The 19,965-nt window shown below is 42.3% G+C and carries 17 protein-coding genes; 6 read left to right on the plus strand and 11 right to left on the minus strand.

Annotated elements, in window-relative coordinates; all coding sequences use genetic code 11:
- Nucleotides 1–3,658 (plus strand): VWA domain-containing protein (locus AB6E08_RS00145; RefSeq protein WP_372159568.1); only part of this gene is annotated, 3,658 nt, incomplete at its 5' end.
- Nucleotides 3,659–3,751: 93 nt separating this feature from the next.
- Here AB6E08_RS00145 and AB6E08_RS00150 read toward each other — a convergent pair.
- The gene (locus tag AB6E08_RS00150) at nt 3,752–4,945 is read right to left on the minus strand and encodes a class I SAM-dependent methyltransferase (protein ID WP_009846634.1); all 1,194 of its coding nucleotides are present in this window, start codon (nt 4,943–4,945) and stop codon (nt 3,752–3,754) included.
- Nucleotides 4,946–5,074: 129 nt separating this feature from the next.
- Nucleotides 5,075–6,478 carry a methyl-accepting chemotaxis protein gene (locus AB6E08_RS00155; RefSeq protein ID WP_371695600.1) on the minus strand — a complete coding sequence of 468 codons (1,404 nt, stop codon included), beginning with the start codon at nt 6,476–6,478 and terminating at the stop codon, nt 5,075–5,077.
- A gap of 88 nt (nt 6,479–6,566) precedes the next feature.
- Between AB6E08_RS00155 and yccX the strand changes: the two genes are divergently transcribed.
- Complete coding sequence (yccX, locus tag AB6E08_RS00160) at nt 6,567–6,854, plus strand: acylphosphatase (RefSeq protein WP_009846636.1); 288 nt, start codon at nt 6,567–6,569, stop codon at nt 6,852–6,854.
- Between the two features lie 54 nt (nt 6,855–6,908).
- On the opposite strand, the gene AB6E08_RS00165 is transcribed toward yccX, so the two are convergent.
- The 6 genes from AB6E08_RS00165 to AB6E08_RS00190 all read right to left on the minus strand — a co-directional run bounded on the left by AB6E08_RS00165 (nt 6,909) and on the right by AB6E08_RS00190 (nt 12,568).
- Nucleotides 6,909–7,238, minus strand: coding sequence for a TusE/DsrC/DsvC family sulfur relay protein (locus AB6E08_RS00165; RefSeq protein ID WP_029225525.1), 330 nt, complete (start codon nt 7,236–7,238; stop codon nt 6,909–6,911).
- Nucleotides 7,239–7,397: 159 nt separating this feature from the next.
- Entirely contained in the window at nt 7,398–8,063 is a 666-nt protein-coding gene (locus AB6E08_RS00170) for a Bax inhibitor-1/YccA family protein (RefSeq protein WP_012603870.1), read from the minus strand.
- A gap of 313 nt (nt 8,064–8,376) precedes the next feature.
- On the minus strand, nt 8,377–9,141 hold the full coding sequence (locus AB6E08_RS00175; RefSeq protein ID WP_009846639.1) for an amino acid ABC transporter ATP-binding protein: 765 nt from the start codon (nt 9,139–9,141) through the stop codon (nt 8,377–8,379).
- Between the two features lie 22 nt (nt 9,142–9,163).
- Nucleotides 9,164–10,261, minus strand: coding sequence for an amino acid ABC transporter permease (locus AB6E08_RS00180; protein WP_372065004.1), 1,098 nt, complete (start codon nt 10,259–10,261; stop codon nt 9,164–9,166).
- A gap of 1 nt (nt 10,262) precedes the next feature.
- Nucleotides 10,263–11,468, minus strand: coding sequence for an amino acid ABC transporter permease (locus AB6E08_RS00185; protein WP_009846641.1), 1,206 nt, complete (start codon nt 11,466–11,468; stop codon nt 10,263–10,265).
- Between the two features lie 71 nt (nt 11,469–11,539).
- Nucleotides 11,540–12,568 (minus strand): amino acid ABC transporter substrate-binding protein, encoded by a 1,029-nt coding sequence (locus AB6E08_RS00190; RefSeq protein ID WP_004733634.1) that lies wholly within the window; start codon nt 12,566–12,568, stop codon nt 11,540–11,542.
- A gap of 480 nt (nt 12,569–13,048) precedes the next feature.
- Here AB6E08_RS00190 and AB6E08_RS00195 point away from each other — a divergent pair, with 480 nt between their 5' ends.
- Nucleotides 13,049–13,990 carry a bifunctional precorrin-2 dehydrogenase/sirohydrochlorin ferrochelatase gene (locus AB6E08_RS00195; protein ID WP_017103471.1) on the plus strand — a complete coding sequence of 314 codons (942 nt, stop codon included), beginning with the start codon at nt 13,049–13,051 and terminating at the stop codon, nt 13,988–13,990.
- Nucleotides 13,991–14,154: 164 nt separating this feature from the next.
- Here the strand turns inward: AB6E08_RS00195 and AB6E08_RS00200 are convergent, their stop codons facing one another.
- Together AB6E08_RS00200 and AB6E08_RS00205 are read right to left on the minus strand one after the other, a co-directional pair.
- Complete coding sequence (locus tag AB6E08_RS00200; protein WP_004733632.1) at nt 14,155–14,637, minus strand: YajQ family cyclic di-GMP-binding protein; 483 nt, start codon at nt 14,635–14,637, stop codon at nt 14,155–14,157.
- Between the two features lie 12 nt (nt 14,638–14,649).
- Complete coding sequence (locus AB6E08_RS00205; RefSeq protein ID WP_009846643.1) at nt 14,650–15,708, minus strand: 3-deoxy-7-phosphoheptulonate synthase; 1,059 nt, start codon at nt 15,706–15,708, stop codon at nt 14,650–14,652.
- A 207-nt stretch (nt 15,709–15,915) separates the two neighbouring features.
- Here AB6E08_RS00205 and AB6E08_RS00210 point away from each other — a divergent pair, with 207 nt between their 5' ends.
- Together AB6E08_RS00210 and AB6E08_RS00215 are read left to right on the plus strand one after the other, a co-directional pair.
- A complete protein-coding gene (locus AB6E08_RS00210; RefSeq protein ID WP_372064999.1) occupies nt 15,916–16,803 on the plus strand; it encodes a putative PEP-binding protein in 888 nt (295 codons plus the stop codon).
- Nucleotides 16,804–16,979: 176 nt separating this feature from the next.
- Nucleotides 16,980–17,462, plus strand: coding sequence for a PaaI family thioesterase (locus tag AB6E08_RS00215; RefSeq protein ID WP_009846645.1), 483 nt, complete (start codon nt 16,980–16,982; stop codon nt 17,460–17,462).
- Between the two features lie 122 nt (nt 17,463–17,584).
- Here AB6E08_RS00215 and AB6E08_RS00220 read toward each other — a convergent pair whose 3' ends face one another.
- The gene (locus AB6E08_RS00220; protein WP_012603874.1) at nt 17,585–18,940 is read right to left on the minus strand and encodes a hypothetical protein; all 1,356 of its coding nucleotides are present in this window, start codon (nt 18,938–18,940) and stop codon (nt 17,585–17,587) included.
- A 28-nt stretch (nt 18,941–18,968) separates the two neighbouring features.
- On the opposite strand from AB6E08_RS00220, the gene AB6E08_RS00225 reads away from it, so the two are divergent.
- Nucleotides 18,969–19,877: a S1 RNA-binding domain-containing protein gene (locus tag AB6E08_RS00225; RefSeq protein WP_009846647.1), complete on the plus strand. Its 909-nt coding sequence runs from the start codon at nt 18,969–18,971 to the stop codon at nt 19,875–19,877.
- Nucleotides 19,878–19,965 lie beyond the last annotated feature (88 nt).

Here is a 19,965-nt window from a genome sequence, read left to right on the forward strand (position 1 = left end):
CGAGACGTTCACGTTAACCGTGGGCGGCGAAAGCAACACCGCGACCATCATTGATCACGACGTAACTATCAAAGTCCACGATGCTGTGCCTGTGAATGAAGGTGATAAAGCATCCTTTAAAGTGACATTAAATGAAGCCTCTTCTGAAAAACAGTATGTTAAATTTGAAGCGACAACGAATGGTTACGATACTGAATTTGATGACATCGATACCAATAGCCTAACTTACGAATACAAAGATGCTAACGGCGATTTCCAAGTTGCAAATGTCGTTAACGGTTATGTAGAAATTCCGGCAGGAAGAACTGAACTTCGTGTAACAGTTCAAACCGTACAAGACGATAAGTTTGAATGGACTGAACGTTTTGGACTTCACATTGTAGATACAAAATCTCAGGTAGGTGGAACGTCAAGTATTGATGAAGCGAATTCTGATCTGAAAGGTCAAGGTACAATCAAGTTAGATCATTCAGATAACCCTACGCTTACATTGACGAATGCTAATGCTGTTGATGAAGGAAGCACGGCCGTACTTGATGGGCAACTATCGAAGGTGTCTGAAGCGTCGATTGAGATGAAAGTCGAGTTTGAATTTTCTAATGGCGTTGGCAAAGCAAACCTTGAGGATTTAGCCGCAGACAGTAGTAAGCCGTTTGCTGGGGTTACAGTCACTTATGTTTCTGGCGGAGTGATTAAGACTATTTCGGTAAATGAAGTGAATGGAACATTCACACTTCCTGCGAAAGTTACGGATTTCAAAGTTAATGTAGATACAGTAAATGATAACCGTTTCGAAACATCAGAAGACTTTGGAATTAAGTTGAGTGAGATACCTTTCCAATCTTCAACTGATGCTAGTAAAGATGTAATCATCAATAGCGGTCAGCACGGTGTATCAGCTACGGGCTCTATAAATGAAGATGCTTCTGATAAACCCGCAATAAGTGTGTCCGATGCTCTTGCTGTTAAAGAAGGTGGAGTGTTGGAGTACAGTGTTGCACTTACAGGTTCTTCTGATATAGAAGTTAAATATTCATTTAACTTCCCGAATAGTAGTGATGTTAGAAAAGCAGACATTTCGTTTACGGATGGCGTTAAACTGAGTGCAGATAAGCAATCTATTATTGTGCCTAAAGGCGTATCTTACTTTAAAGTTATTGTTCCGACATTAGATGACGTTCTTGTAGAAAATACTGAAAATTACACGATTACTATTGGTGGCGACACAGGTACTGGCTCGATACTCGACAATGAAGTTGCACCTGTCATCAGGAATCAGTCAGTCAGTGTGTCTGAAGAAGCTCTTAGTGGGGGTATTACGGATACGATAGGTTTGCCGAGTGATTCTACTGATGGACACTCTGTTCAGGGGGATTTGTCTATTACCGATGCCAATGGTAACTGGTCTGACACTGTATTTAGTGAATCAAGTTCAATTAACATTACAACATCGACCGGTCAGCCTTTGACATCAGAAGGGCATACTATTGATTGGGCGGTATCGCCTGATGGTCATGCACTTACTGGTACTGCTAACGGAAAAGTTGTTATTGAAGCAACATTGGATAGAAATGGTCACTACGACATACAATTGAAAGCTCCGGTAGATCACCCCAATACTAATGGCGAAGACAATCTAGTCATTCAGATCCCGGTCATTGCTAAAGACACTTCGGGGCTTAAGAGTTCAGGGGGGCAAATTACGGTTTCGATTGAAGATGATCAGCCTGTTGCAACAGCTATTGATGTGCCAGTTACCCCAGAAACAAAATCAGATACGAATATTCAGTTGGTAATCGACGTGTCTGGCTCTATGGGCTACGATTCTGGCGTTGCTGGTAAGACTCGTTTAGCTATTTTAAAAGAATCTCTTGCTAAGATGCTCCAGCAATATGACACGCTTGGCGATGTAAAAGTCCAAATAGTGACATTTACCGGCAACGCTAAACTCATACATGACGGTAGTAAATCTTGGTTCTCTGTTAGTGAAGCTATTACAGAAATCAATAAGCTAAAACCTAAGAATAATACTGATTATGATGATGCTTTACGTAAAGCCCGTACTTCATGGGACCATGACGAAGATAGTAAGCTCCCTGATGCGAATAACGTCAGTTACTTTATTACTGATGGAATTCCAAACCAAGATGATAGGATAGATTATTGGGAAGCCAAAACTTGGACTAAACATTTAGATGATAATGGTATTACTTCTCAAGCTATAGGTATAACTGGAGGTTATCTTGACAAAGGCCAAATTGATTTGGTTTCTCACGATGGTCTGACGGGAACAGACTCTTCAGCGATAGTTATTGATTCGTCGAGCCAACTAACAGATATATTGACCCAGCCAATAATTCAAACCGTTAATGGTTCATTGGTAACTAATGGTGGCTTTGGCGCTGATGGTGGTTATGTTAGTCAGTTAGTTATTGATGGCGTAACTTTTAATTTTGATGGTTCAACTATCAGTTCTACAGGACAGAACTCTAAGATCAGCTTTACCAAAAATGAATCAACAAACGAGTTAAAAGTTACGGTCGATGGCAAGTACACTTTGAGTATCGATATGGATACGGGTTCGTACAAATTTGGTGGCAAACCACAAGCTAGACCTGAAACCGTAGACTTCGATTACACATTAAAAGATGGTGATGGTGATACAAGTAGCAGTCATATTTCATTTGATGTAATGGGTTCAAAAGGCAGCGTAGATGTGTCGTCTACAGGCAAGATGATCGATTCTGTTAAAGTTCTTCATGATAATTTGAGTTGGATAGGATCACCTGCAGTAACCAATGGACAAGCGGGTTACAACAAGATTGTAGACAATGTTGATATCAACAAAGGTGTTTCAATCAATGTTGGTGATGCTGGCGATGCTGTTTGGACTGGCCAGGGCGATGATGTGATTTATCTTGGTGATAGTCATGCTGTCTTGGACCAAAATACTGGGCAAGCGTCTAACCAAGATGCGATAAACACTTATATTAAAGATGTTTTCACTCAAGGTCGCGATTCGAACGTAATACTTAACCCTAACCAAGGTGAAGATAGTGAGATAGCTGCTACTAATAACAGTACAGCAAACTTGGATGTTGCTCATGGTGGCGGCGGTAGTGACTATATCTACGGAGAAGGTGGCTCAGACGTTATATTCGGCGGGTCAGGCGATGACGTCATTGATGGCGGTGAAGGTAACGATGGTCTTCGAGGCGGTACGGGTCACGATACACTTAAAGGCGGATCTGGCGATGATATTCTTATCGGTGGTATTGGTAACGATATTTTAACCGGCGGTAGTGATGATGATATCTTCAAGTTTGTCGACCAAGGTTCTGGTGTTCGTCATGGTGAGAAAGACACAATTACAGACTTTACTAAGGGTGATGATAAAATAGATATTTCCGATCTACTCCATACAGATTCTTCTGACAGTATTAATAGCCTACTTCAAAGCAGTAAGATTGGTATTTCTCTTGAAGGTGCAGATAATATGTCAACGGCAGATCTTAAGTTGACTGTGACAGATGGTGGAAAAACTCAGGAGATCATATTGCAAGATAGCGCTGAACAATTTGATAGTTATATCACTAACGGTTCAATTTCAGATGTGAGTGGACTATTAAACGATATATTGAAAATTTACGATAACTAAACAAAAAGGGCCGAAAGGCCCTTTTTTATATCTTAATTTAGTAAAGTAATCGCGCTGAAGAAGACCTTACATTGAAGTTATAACACGCTTTGGTTACAACACTTTACAGGCAAAACCTTTCAGATAGAAACCTTCTGGGTAGGCGGTGTCTGTAAGGTGATCGGCTGCTTGCTCGAAGCGCTCGACAAATTTTACTGTTCTGCCAGCGTCTAGAGCAGCGTCAGCGATGATTTTTTGGAATAAATCAGTGCCCATCAAGCCAGAGCAAGAGTAGGTGAGTAGAGTGCCACCAGGGTTTAAGATTTGCATTGCAAGCATGTTTACATCTTTGTAGCCGTTAGCACCTGATGTTAGGTTGTTTTTGCTTGAAACGAACTTTGGTGGGTCCATGATCACGACGTCAAACTTAGTGCCTTGATCTCGGTATTCACGAAGTAGTTTAAATACGTCTGCGTTTAGGAATACAGCACGCTTTTTCGAGATATCAAATTCATTGAGTTCAGCGTTGAACTTAGCTGTATCAAGAGCTAATTGAGACACATCTGCGTTGATTACACGTTTTGCGTCGCCTTTCAGTGCGTAAAGACCAAAGCCGCCAGTGTATGAGAAACAGTTGAGCACATCTTTGCCTTTAACATACTTCATTGACTCTTTACGGCTATCACGTTGGTCCATGTAGAAGCCAGTTTTGTGGCCTTCCATGATGTTTACGCTGATTTTGACGCCGTTTTCTTCAATGACGATAGATTTTGGTGGCTCTTCACCGTGAAGTACACCAACAACTTGTTCTAGGCCTTCTTTTTTACGAACTGCTACGTCTGAACGCTCGTAAATATTACAGTCTGGGAAGCATTCAATTAAAGCTTCAACCAATACGCTCTTATTGAATTCAGCGCCCGCACTTAGTAGTTGGCAAACTAGGTAGTCTTGATATTTGTCGATAGTGATACCTGGCAGGCCATCAGACTCTGCAGCGGTAAGGCGGTAGCCAGTTAAACCATCACGCTCAATGATGTCTTCACGCAGTGATTGCGCGTCTTGAATTCGTTTTACGAAGAACGCTTTGTTAATTTCTTCTTTTTCAAATGTCCAAACACGAGCTCGAATTTGAGATTCTGGTGAGTAAGCCGCTTTTGCTAGCCATTGACCATTCTGAGCATATACGTCTACAGTTTCACCTTGTTGTGGTTCGCCTTCGACCTTATCGATACCGCGTGAAAATACCCAAGGGTGTTTACGGCGTAGTGATTTATCTCGGCCTTTAGCTAGATGAATTGAAGGAGTCATAATTTACTCTGTTTGTTGAATTTGAAGGAGGGGTATTGTCGGGGAAGTACAAGGGAAAAGCAAATAAGAAAGGGCTGCAAAAGCAGCCCTTGTATTGAACCATCATTAGATGGTGGTTAGATGTCAGTATTAAGCTTTAAGACCTGTCAGCAAACCTTCCATCGTATCGCTCTGCTTACGAAGTTGGTCAACGTTAGAGTTACTCTTACTGATCATCTCGCAGATGCCGTCTGATTGATGACGAATCTCTTCAACACTTTGTGCAATGTTATCCGCAACGACACCTTGCTCTTCTGCAGCAGTAGCAATTTGCGTACTACTATCAGAAATAGACTGGTTTTTCTCAGCTAAAGAACCGATCTCAACGTTCACTTCCGACATCAGTGTTTGGCCTTCATTGGCATTGTTTACTGTCACTTCCATCAGTTTTGTTAATGATTGACTGTTACGCTGTAACGACTCGATCATGCTCTGGATTTCAACTGTCGCTTGTTGAGTTCGTCCGGCAAGAGCGCGAACTTCATCAGCAACAACTGCAAAACCACGGCCTTGCTCTCCAGCTCGAGCAGCTTCAATCGCAGCGTTTAGCGCTAACAGGTTAGTTTGTTCAGAGATACCATTGATGGTTGCGACTACTTCATCGATCTGCGCTGCATTAGCATCGAGTTCTTCTACTGCTTGCGAAGCCGATTGAATCTCTTGGGATAAGCTAGAGATCGATTCCAAAGTATTAGAAACCTTAACTTGACCACTTTGTGCGACACCACGAGCGTCCATTGTTTGAGTGCTTGAATCATGGGCAAGGGTAGCGACTTCGCGAATCGTTGCTGCCATTTGTTCAGTTGCGCTGGCGAGGCTATTCAAGTGCTCTTGTTGATTACTTGAGATATCTGAGCTTTGTTGCGTTGATTGGTTCAAATCCGAGCTGATTTGCTGCATGAGAGCAACGGACTCTTGGATTGAGAGAACCATGTTTTGTTCACGCTCGGCAACCTTATCGATAGTAATAGCAATTTCACTGAACTCATCGCGAACTAAAAAGTAGTTCATGCGACAAGTTAAATCGCCACTCGCAAGTGTGCTGAGTGCTTTGTTCATCGAGAACATAGCACCACCAATGAAAGTCATGATGTAGTAAACCCCTAGAGCGATCAACGTGAGAGTTACTGCAATAATCGATACCTGAGTAGTAGATAGAGCTGACCATAAGTTTTGGTCATGGCTTGCGACTAAACTGAAGGCGCCATTCATGACAGAAACAGATCCTGCACCATATCCTAAAGAGATGGTTTCAGAATTACTAATGAGTTGAGACACCTGATCTTTAGTGAGTTGTCCAGCTTCAATCAGCCCTTTCATCAGGAGCAATTCATCCTGATAAAGGTGAGCAAGTAAAGAGTCCGCGGCGCTATCTAAAACTAAAGTCAGTATAACCAGGGCGATAAGAGGTAATAAGAATAGTAGATAGAACTTTTCTTGGATTTTTAGGTGAATGAGATATTTGTCAATCCAACGAAACGGGATTTCTTTCATAATTGTAATACTCGAAGTAAGCCCACCAATAAATGGTGAATGAATAGAATCGCAACTATATCATCCATATAATTTATGAGGCAACGTTATGGATACTCTGCAGTATATTTTTGTCGTGTCAGGCGTAGTTCAGTGTGTTGGATTTCGTTATCACACCAGTAGGCAGGCGCAGGATTTGGGCATTTCCGGCTATGCAAAGAACCTAAATGATGGTCGAGTTGAAGTGTTAGCGGTCGGAGAGGTGCTGAAACTTGAGAAGTTACACGCTTGGCTTAATCTTGGACCACCGAGCGCAACAGTAGACAATGTCGTCATGCATCAAGTTAAAGATCATGAGCGGCAGGACGTACGTGTAGGGGAGTTTAAAATACTGTAGGACACTACAGTATTTAACTTTTTACGTTGAGATCAACCTAGCGCTATTTTAGTTCTACAAGCATTTTGCTGGTTTAGGTAAACCGGCGAGCTTGGTTGCTTGTTTGGCAGGGCCTTTTTTGAATAATTTGAAAAGGTACTTACTGTTGCCTTTTTCTGGACCGTGAGCTTTTTCCATTGCTTTCACGAGCATGCGAACCGCTGGTGAGGTGTTGAACTCTTCGTAAAAGCTTCTTACAAAATGTACGACTTCTAAGTGTGCATCAGTAAGTTCAATTTCCTCATCTTGAGCAAGAATTTCAATCATACCTTCTTCCCATTGAGTGTAATCCAACAGATAACCTTGAGCGTCGGTTTCGATTTGCTTGCCGTTATATTCAAACATGTTTAATCCAGAGTCCAATTAACTATCCGGATAGAGTACATGACCAAGTTTATCTTTCTCAACAGAAATTGTAGCTATCTCAAAAAATATTGCACTTATGGATAAAAAAAGCCCAAGAGATAGGCTCTTGGGCTAGATATGATTCAGTGATGGAAGCGATTAGTCGTCGTTACCCATAATGCCTAAGATGCTTAGTAGGCTGATGAAGATGTTGTAGATAGAAACATACAAGCTAATCGTTGCAGAGATGTAGTTCGTTTCACCACCACGAATGATGCTTTGCGTTGTTAGCAAGATTACACCAGTCGAGAATAGGATAAACATACCGCTCATTGCCAGTGATAGTAGTGGCATTTGTAGGAAGATGTTTGCAACCATGCCGACTAGCAGAACAACGAAACCAGCCATTAGCATACCGTTAAGGAATGAAAGGTCACGTTTAGTTGTTAGGGCGTAAGCAGATGCAGCCATAAATGCCAGTGCAGTACCGCCAAGTGCAGTTAGGATGACATCACCCATGCCTGCACCAACGTACATGTTTAAGATTGGACCGATGGTGTAGCCTAAGAAACCTGTAAATAGGAATGTGAAGACTAGACCCATGCTGTTGTCACGGTTCTTTTCTGTTAGGAATAGAAGGCCGTAGAAACCAACTAGCATAATGATAAGACCAGGGCGAGGAAGGTTCATCGCCATAGATACGCCTGCTACTACAGCAGACCAAAGTAGTGTCATAGACAGTAGTGCGTAGGTGTTACGCAACACTTTATTGGTTTGCAGAGCACTTTCTTGAGATGCTGTGCGTGAAAACATAGGGCTGTTCATAATCTTCCTCGTAAGGTGACTTCAATAGTTATTAGTACATTTATGGGGCTGAAAGTTCGAAAAATCAAGTCTTTCATTCCTCTTGTATACCTAAAATAATAATCAAAATAGTCGGTTAAGTGTTTCTGAAGGTGTAACAAAGTATTTCTAATGACGATAAAGTGTCGCTAACACTCGATGTTCAAACTTTTATAGTTACTGGCTAATGATTTATAACCTTTGGAAAACGAACGATAACATCGAAAAATAAAAAGAACATCGAAAAATAAAGAGGCGACCTAAGCCGCCTCTGTAGTTTATGCATCATAACATATTAATGGTGCAAGATTTGGCTCAAGAAGTTCTGCGTCCTATCCGATTGTGGGTTTTCAAAGAAGTCGACAGGGTTGTTCTCTTCTATGATTTCACCGGCATCCATAAAGATAACGCGATCTGCGACCTCTTTAGCAAAGCCCATCTCGTGCGTTACACACAACATTGTCATCCCTTCTTCGGCCAATTCGACCATTACGTCTAATACTTCACGAACCATTTCTGGGTCTAGTGCCGATGTTGGTTCATCAAATAGCATAACCTGAGGGTTCATACACAAAGAACGAGCGATTGCCACACGTTGCTGTTGTCCACCTGACAGTTGGCCTGGGAATTTATCCGCTTGTTCAGGGATTTTTACACGCTCAAGGAATTTCATCGCGATGGCTTCGGCTTCCTCTTTAGGCATCTTTTTGACCCAAATAGGGGCTAGAGTACAGTTCTCTAATACCGTCAGATGTGGAAACAAGTTGAAGTGTTGAAAACACATACCAACATCTCGGCGCACGGCTTCAATGTTTTTTAGGTCTTCCGTCAATTCATTACCTGAAACGAAGATATGACCCTTTTGGTGTTCTTCCAACCGGTTGATACAACGGATCATCGTTGATTTTCCTGAGCCAGAAGGGCCACAGATAACGATTTTTTCGCCTTTCTTAACCTCTAGATTGATGTTTTTAAGTACGTGGAATTCGCCGTACCATTTGTTCATGTCTTTTAACTCGATCATAAGACCTTGAGAGTTGTTTTCTGTTTGCTGCGTCATAATACGTCCTTGATCTTGTTAATTATCGTTTGTGACCGGTGTGAAGTCTGTTTTCCAGCCAAATCGAGTATCTCGACATGCCAAAACAAAACACCCAGAACACTAACGCGACAAATACATAACTTTCTGTTGAATACCCAAGCCACTCAGGGTCGGTATTCGCGGCTTGGCCAATCCCTAGTACATCAAACATACCGATAATCAAAACTAGACTGGTATCTTTGAACAAACCAATAAAGGTATTCACAATTGAAGGAATCGTGATTTTAAGAGCTTGAGGCAGAATGATAAGCCCCGTCTTTTTCCAATAGCTCAACCCTAGAGCGTCAGCGGCTTCGTATTGACCTTTTGGTATTGCTTGCAAACCACCACGGATTACTTCCGCCATATAAGCAGCACTAAACAGTACTACCCCAACAAGCGCACGTATCAGTTTATCGGTCTCCATCCCCTCTGATAAAAAGAGCGGAAGCATTACCGAGGCCATGAATAGAACCGTAATCAGTGGTACACCACGCCAGATTTCGATGTAAACGGTACACATACTGCGGATGATTGGCATCTCTGAACGACGCCCTAGCGCCAGTGCGACACCGATAGGCAGTGATACAACGATACCAACAAGTGCGATGATTAGTGTAACCAGTAGGCCGCCCCATTTATGGGTATCAACAACCTCTAGACCAAATACACCACCGTATAGTAAGCCTGCAATGATAAACGGGTAGATGTTTACGAAGAATAACCAAATCCACGTACGCTTAGGTGTTTTTTCGGAAGCTAACAAAGCAACAAAAATAGCTAATGTTGCGTAGAAAAAGCGAGGACGCCACAGTTCCGCTTCTGGGTAGAAGCCGTACATGAATTGGTCCCAACGGACGCTAATGAAAACCCAACAAGCGCCTTCGCTAGTACAGGCATCGCGTGTTGTTCCTATCCAGTCAGCGCTCAAGAATGCCCAATCAGCTATTGCCCATAATAAAGTGAAAGCAAAGTAAGCAAGCACCACAGTGACGACACTGTTAATTGGTCCATTAAATAGATTTTTTCTTAACCAACCGACAGGTCCAACAGTATTCGCTGGAGGCGGAAGATCAGGTTGAAATTGATGTGTACTCATCTTATCTCTCCACCAACGCTACTTTGCGGTTGTATATGTTCATTAGAGCAGATGTTAATAGGCTTAGGGTTAAGTAGACGCCCATTGTCATCGCGATTACTTCGATAGCTTGTCCAGTTTGGTTCAATGTTGTTCCTGCAAAGACAGATACAAGATCGGGATAACCAATGGCCATCGCAAGTGATGAGTTTTTGGTCAGGTTTAAATACTGACTGGTTAGTGGTGGGATAATAATTCTTAATGCTTGCGGTATAATGACTAGCTTAAGAGTTCTTGTTCGCGGGAGCCCTAGAGACATAGCAGCCTCTGTTTGCCCATGGTTTACCGCGTTAATACCTGAACGCACAATCTCGGCGATGAATGCCGCTGTGTAGATACTTAAAGCGAGCATCAATGCTGCCAATTCAGGAATGATACTGATACCACCTTTGAAGTTAAACCCTTTCAGAACAGGGTACTCCGCAGAGATAGGCATACCCATAACAAAGTAAGTGACTAATGGTAAGCCCACAATCAGCGCTGCAGCAATTCGCAACATTGGTGTTTGTTGGCCGGTTAGCTTTTGTTTGTTATTAGCCCAGATGTTGATAACAAAAGTAGCGATGATACCGACAATCAATGATGCTATGACAATGCTACTGCCTTGTTCTAACACTGGAGCTGGGAAGTACAAACCACGTACATTCAAGAAAATAGCTTCACCAAGGCTCATACTCTGACGAGCGGAAGGCAATGCTTGTAGAACGGCGAAATACCAAAAAAATATTTGTAGAAGAAGAGGAATATTTCGGAATATCTCAATGTAGACAGCTGCAAATCGGCTAACTAGCCAGTTTGAAGATAGCCTAGCGATACCCATACTAAAGCCCAGTACTGTGGCTAACATGATGCCTAATACTGAAACTAAAGCGGTATTGAGAAGACCGATAAAGAATGTACGACCGTATGAGAATGTTTCGTCGTATTCAATCAGTGTTAAGCCGATACCAAAACCAGCTTCTTGGGAGAGAAAATCAAAACCAGTGGCGATACCACGGGAATCTAAGTTTGTGAGTGCATTATTTACAATCGTGTAGAAGAAAGCACAAAGCGCCGCGACGGCGAGAATTTGGAAAACAATTGAGCGAAAAGTGGGGTTGTAAAAAAGGTTGGCACTTTTGGGCTGTGGTTTTTCTTGAGTTGGAGAAATAGTTTCATTAGGTTTCATACTGCTATAACCTCAAATCCATTTAATAAATAGGGCGGAAAAGTCCGCCCTAATTGATGCTTGTAAATTTATTAACGGATTGGTGGAGCGTACATAAAGCCGCCCGCATTCCATAGTGCGTTTACGCCACGAGAGATCTGTAGTGGTGAACCTGTACCAACAGTACGTTCGAAGCTCTCACCGTAGTTACCAACTTGTTTAATTACTTGGTAACCCCAATCGTCACGAATGCCAAGGCCTTTACCTTTAGGACCGTCAACACCAAGAATACGCTTGATGTTTGGATCTTTTGACTTAAGCATTTCGTCAGCATTCTTAGAAGAGATGCCGTACTCTTCTGCGTTAATCATGGCTGAAAGGGTCCATTTAGCAACGTTGAACCACTTGTCATCATCTTGACGAACAACAGGGCCTAGTGGCTCTTTAGATATGATTTCAGGAAGTACCTGTGCAGATTTAGGATCAGCAAGATTTAAGCGAAGTGCATATAGACCAGATTGGTCAGTTGTAAGAACATCACAACGACCCGCGTCGAAACCTTTTGATGTTTGTGCTGCCGTATCAAATACCACTGGCTTGTAAGACATGCCACTGTTACGGAAGTAATCGGCTAGGTTAAGTTCAGTCGTTGTACCTGATTGAACACACACTGAAGCGCCATCTAGTTCTTGAGCACTTGTTAGTCCAAGTTCTTTCTTAACCATGAAGCCTTGACCATCGTAGTAGTTAACGCCTACGAAGTTTAAACCTAGAGCAGTGTCACGATGTAGCGTCCATGTTGTATTACGAGATAGTACGTCTATTTCACCAGATTGAAGCGCGGTAAAACGCTCTTTTGCTGTTAGCGGTACATACTTAACTTTAGTCTTGTCACCGAGTACAGCCGCTGCAAGAGCTTGACAATACTCAACATCAATTCCTTCCCATTCACCTTTTGAGTTAGGGTTAGAGAACCCTGGAAGACCTGTACTTACACCACAAGTTAGAAAACCTTGAGATGTGACTTTGTCCAGAGTGCTTTCTGCCGCTGATGCTGATGTTGCCATCATCGCAGTTGATGCAGCTACTACTGAAGCAAGAAGTGTTAGTTTATTTGTCATTTGTATCCTTCCTTGTTAACCAGGTGACACCTGATACTCATACTCGTTTGAGTGTCTCTTGTGTGTTGCGTTGTCTATGACCTTGTTGCTCAAATTAAGCGAGTTGCATTTTGCAAATGAAACCGTGTGCGATTTAAACAACTGTTTATAAGGTTAGGAAAGGATCCGTAGTTTCACAAATGTATAATTTAAAAAGAATTTTGAATGAAATCACAAATCCGAACACAATTAGAATGACCAAATGTTAACTGAATGTAAATAGTGCAACGGTTCACACTGTTGGTGCAACGAGATTTAGGTTTTTATATTGATGGTGGGCTAGGTAAATATTCTGAATTAAAGTCGTATTGGTGGCGCATTAGCCTTAAGAAAGGTGGAAATTTGGTCAATAAATATTTTTATTACGCTTGGATAGTTATGAATATGCTCCAAATTTGGTAGCATGTCTGAATAGTTATTGAAGTAGTCTCAAGGAAGAACATGCGTTATTTCCCAATGTTTTTGGATGTAGAGAATAAGCCAATTCTAGTGGTTGGTGGGGGCGAGGTTGCTTGCCGAAAAGTCGACAGTTTGCTGCGAGCGGGTGCTAATGTAACTTTGGTTTCTCCTAAGGTCGCACCTTACTTAAAAGAGCTAGCCGATGAAGACAAACTTCGTTGGGTTCAAAATTTTTACTCGTCACAGCTTATCTCGAAAAACTACTTACAAGTGTGGGCAACTACAGATAACCCAAACCTAAATCATCAAGTACATAATGATGCAAAAAAAATGGGTATTCTTGTCAATGTGGTCGATGACTTACCCTATTGTGACTTCATCACACCCTCAATGATAAATCGCGGACGAATCCAAATAGCGATCTCAAGTGGGGGCGCATCACCTGTTTTGGTGAGAAATATTAGAGAAAAACTCGAAACTGTATTGCCACAGAACATAGGTTTGATAGCGGACTTCGGTGCATCAAAACGCAATTCAATTAAAGAGTCCTTTCCTACTGTTGATGAACGCCGAAAATTCTGGGAGCGCTTTTTGTCGTCCAGTTTTATTAATCAAGTGACGGATAGGGATCAACTTGAATCGTATTATCAACAGTCGTTGACTGAGCAAGTTGATAGTGAAGGGCAGGTCACTTGGATCGAATTTGAAGAAGATGTTGAGCTACTTTCTATGAAGGCTTTACGTCTGATGCAAGAGGCAGAGCTAGTACTTTCACCAATCGATTGTCCATTCGAATTTATAGACTTATGCCGTCGAGATGCAGAAAGAGAGAGCTATGTTAATAGCGGAGAGCTATCAACCAAGCTTGAGCAAGCCAGAGCTGAGAAATTACGAGTGTGTGTGTTTATTCCACCAGCAAGCGTAGAGTTCAATCTGCTGGTCGGCAAAGACCTAAAATTGTCTGCAGCCAAAGTACTCAAGTAAGGCTCGATCTATCTAGCTCGGTTCAAATGCCCTCGCGGTATGCGAATAAAGCTGACCGATAAATAAAAAGCCACTTCCTAAAAGAAGTGGCTTTTTATGATTTTAAACACGACATTGTGCTGATGAATGAGCAACCACAATAAGCAGTCGCTCAAACTCGAAAATTAGTCGCGGAAGTTGTCAAACTGGAAAGGTTGACCAAGTTCACCGCTGCGAACTAGAGCCATAACAGCTTGTAGGTCATCACGCTTTTTACCCGTTACACGAACTTTGTCGCCTTGGATAGAAGCTTGAACTTTAACTTTGTTGTCTTTGATTAGCTTAACGATCTTCTTAGCAACATCCGTTTCGATACCTTGCTTAAAGATAACCGTTTGGTGCCAAGTGCGACCTGTTTGGTCTGCTGCTTTCGCTTCCATCGCGTTAGGATCAACATTACGTTTTGTTAGGTTGCTACGAAGGATATCGCGCATTTGCTTCAGTTGAAAATCGTCTTGAGCAGTCAATTTTACTGATTCATCTTTGTAATCAAAGCTTGCTTCAACGCCGCGAAAATCGAAACGAGTCGATAGTTCACGGTTTGCGTTGTCTACCGCGTTACGCAGTTCTACTGCTTCTACTTCAGAGATAATGTCAAATGATGGCATTGTGTTGTTTCCTTAAGCTAAGTTTCTATCTTTAATTGCTGTTGCAAGCATATCTAGCATTGTTGCAGTATCTTCCCAGCTTAGGCATGGGTCAGTAATAGACTTGCCGTATTCTAGGTTGTTGATATCTGTCATTGGCTGGTTACCTTCAACAATGAAGCTTTCCGCCATGATGCCTGCAATTTGATTCTTGTTAGATTTGATTTGCTCACAAATGTCTTGTGCAACTTCTAACTGTTTACGGTGCTGTTTCTGACAGTTAGCGTGGCTAAAGTCTACAACCAAACGTTGAGGTAGATCGAATTCAGCCAGTTGCTTACATGCGTTATCTACAGATTCAGCATCGAAGTTAGGGCCTTTATCGCCACCACGTAGAATTACGTGACCGTATGGGTTACCAGAAGTACGGTAAACCGTCATGCGGCCGTTCTTATCTGGCGAGTAGAAGTAGTGTGAAGCATGCGCAGCACGAATCGCATCAATGGCAATTTTGATGTTGCCGTTAGTCGCGTTTTTGAAGCCAACTGGGCAAGACAGTGCAGAAGCCATTTCACGGTGAATCTGAGATTCAGTCGTGCGAGCACCAATTGCGCCCCAAGTGATAAGGTCTGCAATGTACTGGCCGGTGATCATATCAAGGAATTCAGTCGCGGTAGCTAGGCCAAGCTTGTTGATATCTAGCAATAGCTTACGTGCTTTATTCAAGCCTGTTTCAAGTGCGTATGAACCATCGAGATTCGGATCGGTAATTAAACCTTTCCAACCTACAACCGTACGAGGCTTCTCGAAGTAGGTTCTCATGACAACGAACAGTTCATCTTTGTATTGATCTTGAATCTGGCTTAGACGTTCAGCGTAATCAAGTGCCGCATCTGTATCGTGAACAGAGCAAGGACCAACGATAACTAATAGGCGATTATCACGACCCGTTAGGATATCTTCGATTTGGCGGCGAGAATTCTTAATGCGCTCAGCAACGTCGTCAGTAATAGGGTGTGCATTGCCTAATTCGGCAGGAGTTGGCATAGGACCCAGAGCTTGGGTTCTCAACTCATCAGTTTTTAATGGCATGTGATAGCTTTTTTATTCTATTGCGAAGTGGTTAAGATAACGGAATTGAACAGAGGAATAAACTCTCTTAAGTCAAAGTTATCTCTGTTATTGCTAATATTCTCATTTTTATCAGCAGGCCAACGTCAAATGGGGGATTTTCACTTGTATTAACAGGCAGCTATCGGTATTTTCGTTTGAACACAACATAAAAATGCTGGAGCAGCAATGACTCAAGAAAATCAAAGCACTTTGCACCCAGAACTTGTCTTAGGTGATGTGCTGCCTTCTTACAACGATAATAATAATTCCAACCATTTATACGTTTCATTATCTGAATTGGTCATGGATCGTGTCTTCTATCATCCAAGTATTGAAAGTTATTTAGAAACACTGACTGATATCGAAAAAACCTCTTTAGATGCGATCCTTGGCGATAAAACAGTCGATGAGCATTTTGTTTCGACCTTGGTTATTGCCATTCAAGCAGCCGTTCAGCCAAACCACGCCACTGTTCGTATTGCGTTAAGTAGTGCTGATAGCTATGGCTTCCGTTCGCTACTTGGTGGTAGCTGTGAAGCCGAAGAGATAAACCCGGCACTAGGTGTTCGTGGGGTTGCGCGTTATGCGACAGCCGAGTACAGCAAGGCTTTCGCTTTAGAGTGTCAGGTTATTAAAGTGCTGCGAGAGCAGGGTATTAACGTTGAAGTGGTTGTACCGTATGTACGAGCATTAAGCGATGCCGCTAAGATTATTGATTTGCTTGCAGAGCAAGGCTTACCACGCGGGCTTAATGGCTTGAAAGTTCTGTTCTCGTGCGATGTGCCGTCTGCTGTGCTACTAAGCGAAAGGTTACTTCATTACTTCGATGGTGTTGTGGTGAACGTTGATAGCTTAGCGTCTTTCACTTTAGGTGTAGACAAGCACAATGAAGCTCAGCAACACGCTTTTGATCCTCAAAACGAGGCAGTTATTACCTTGTTGAGTATGATTGTTAAAGCAACACTGAACGCGAAGAAGCCCGTCCTGCTTGTGACTCAAGGCCTGGTGGACTACCCGCGCTTACAAGGGTTCATTGCGGATCTCGAAGGTGTAGAAACAGTTATCACTGCATAAACCAGCTTATTGTCTAGATAAATCAACTTGCTGTATGAGTTTATCTAAGTCACTAAAGCTTAGAGAAAAAGGGAGATATCATTATGCGATGATATCTCTTTTTTGTAACATTTTTTTGACATGTACATCGCTAATCGATTAACTGGTCTGATGACTTATTTGACTAGGTAATCCGAATGCTGACCCCTCTACAAAAAGCAAATTTCTACTTGAGCATGTTTGGCTTTTTCAAAGTACCTCTGATCTGGCTATGTCGACCAAAACTGCTCGCGCTGGATAATCAACATGTTGAAGTGAAAATTCCTCTCAAAAGGCGAACTAAGAACCACCTCAATAGTATGTATTTTGGTGTGTTAGCTGTGGGAGCTGACGTAGCAGGTGGTTTCCTTGCTATGAGTAAATCTCAGCAGCAGGGCGAAAAGATTTCTTTGGCATTTAAAGAGGTGACAGGTAATTTCTTGAAGCGTCCAGAAGGTGACGTACACTTCACTTGTAACGATGGTGAGCTGATCAACACTATGTTGGCAGAAACCATGTCTACTGGCGAGCGTGTGAATCAACCAGTGACCATCATAGCGACCTGCCCGTCTTTGCATGGCGACGAACCAATGGCGGAATTCACGCTAACACTTTCGATTAAGAAAGTCCCAGCTAGATAATAGCTCCGAAGTATAAGGTTGGGCTGAATCTGAAGATCATAGTTCGACAGAAGTCGTTGAACAAGTGGAAGAGCGGTATGTGAATTGAATACCCACATGCCGTACTGTATGCCCTAACAATGTTATGATTCTTGAGTGATTTGCTCGATATCAACGATTTTTGAACGGTTCATGACTATTTTCCAGCGGTAATAGGTAGGCTCATCATCGTGATTGTTCTCTTTAATGATCAGGTTGAGCAGGTGGCGTTTTTCTACTGATTCTCGGCTTACTTGCCCTTCATTCATGCGATATACGTTATTCGAACCCTTGTCCATTAAGCGTGTCAGTGCTCTGAGGCTGATCGATACCGTTTCACGAGTCTCTTCGTAACCACTCATGAATGTCGATGTCGACATTTCTGTATGCGAACGATAGTGCAAAATTTGCTCTTCACGTTGAACAACACGCTTCTTGCGTATTGATTGAATACGGTCTGCTAACTTAGAAAAATTCGCGTAGTCCAACCATTCAAGCTTATGGCCGACAGATTTATTGGTTGTTGGATCAAAGTAGCGACGCTTCCACTTGGGTTTGCCTTTACGCAGCCAACGCCACAGTATGTCTCTTAAATCATCTTTGAAGATTTCACGCAAAGCGTAAATGAATGACATCGATACGATGAAAGATGCAGTAATCTCTCCTAGAAAGTCGCGAGCTAATATAACGGTTGTGGTAACTACCACCATGACCAAGCCTGTGGCGATGCCTTTAACAGCTCTCTTCACGTTCTTACCCATTGATGTCGTCTTTTCTTTGAGGACGATAGGGTGTTCGATCAAACGTCGCAACAGTCGCATCTTGTTGCTCAAACGTGTTACGTCTTCTCGTACCTTCGCTGAGTTATAGCGATTAAGTTTTCGATGGGCGGTCTCTTTTTCACAAAGCGTCAAGAGTCGCTCTTTTATCGTCGAGTATTCACTGCCACGTGGCATATGTGATACCAAAGATAAGAACTTTTGCTCCGTGTACCAAGAAAGGTAATTATCAATATTGGCATAATAGCGCTTTAGGTTTTCTTCATAAGGAATACTACGACGAAGCTTCTTGAGGATATCCAAAGCCAGTTCGATGACTTCATCGACGTCATCAGCCGTTACGTCGTCACTATCTGTTTTATTCAAGCTGCTCACTGCTTTATCTAAAGCAATCACGTATTGATAGGCGAACAAACTCAAACTCACACGATACTGTGTCGTCGATAAGCGTCCGCGTTTTGCCAAGCGGCTGTGTACCAATGGTAATAGTGTCTTATCACTGTAGTAAGCACGCTTTTGAGTAATTGAACTGTAAAAGAAGGCACTTTCAGAAAGTACTTCAGGAGTCAGTCCGAGTTCACCGGGAATGAATAGATAAACGTCCATATCGAGCTTTTTGGTCTTCGCCATCGCATGGTTAATTTTAAGTGTTATCGCATCTTGTTTATCAACGGTGATCAACGATGTCTCCTAGAATATAAAAATATGAATGAAACTAGCGAAAGCATATCAGAGATCACGTATAATCACCGCCAAATTTAAAGTAGAGACAATCTTGATGATTAATATTGGTCAAATAAACAACCTAGAAGTAGTAAAACAAGCAGACTTCGGTGTATTCCTTGACGCGAGCGACTATGGAACGGTGTTGCTGCCGAAACGATTTACTCCTGAAGGTGTTGAAATTGGTCAAAAGCTAGATGTTTTCTTATACATTGATTCTGACAACCAGATCGCTGCCACAACTGAAAAACCAATCGCTCAAGTAGGGCAGTTTGGCTTGATGACGGTTGAAGGTGTTAACAGCACTGGTGCATTCATGAGCTGGGGCGTGAAAGGTAAGGACCTTCTTGTTCCTTTCAGCGAGCAGCGCGGCCGTTTAAACGAAGGCCAGTCAATCTTAGTATATGTGTATATCGATAAAGCATCGAGCCGTATCGTTGGTACAACGAAGTTCAACAAATGGTTAGACAACACGCCTGCGACTTATAAGCAAAATGAACAAGTTGATCTCATTATCGCCGAGCGCAGCCAACTTGGTTACAAAGCGATCGTGAACGGTGAACACTGGGGTATGATTTTCCCATCAGACATCATCGGTAAGCTGTTTATTGGTAAGACACTAAAAGGCTACATTAAAAACGTTCGTGAAGAAGACGGTAAGATTGATTTGTCTCTTCAGAAAATTGGTGTCGCTAAGATGGATGACCTAAGCACTAAGGTTCTGGATCTTCTTGAGAAGAAGGGCGGTTACCTGCCTTTGAATGATAAGTCTTCTCCTGAAGCTATTTTCTCTGCATTCAGAACAAGTAAAGGTACGTTCAAGAAGACAATTGGTGGTTTGTACAAATCTGGCAAGATCACTATCGACAAAGAAGGTATCAGCTTAGTTAAATAAGCGATCCTTTCGGTCAAAAAAAAGCCCAAACCTTCCTGTTTGGGCTTAGGGGAAAGGGCTCCGAAGAGCCTACGCTAATCGTTTCAAT

Source organism: Vibrio sp. 10N.247.310.24, from assembly GCF_041467175.1.
Classification (GTDB): Bacteria; Pseudomonadota; Gammaproteobacteria; order Enterobacterales; family Vibrionaceae; genus Vibrio; species Vibrio tasmaniensis_A.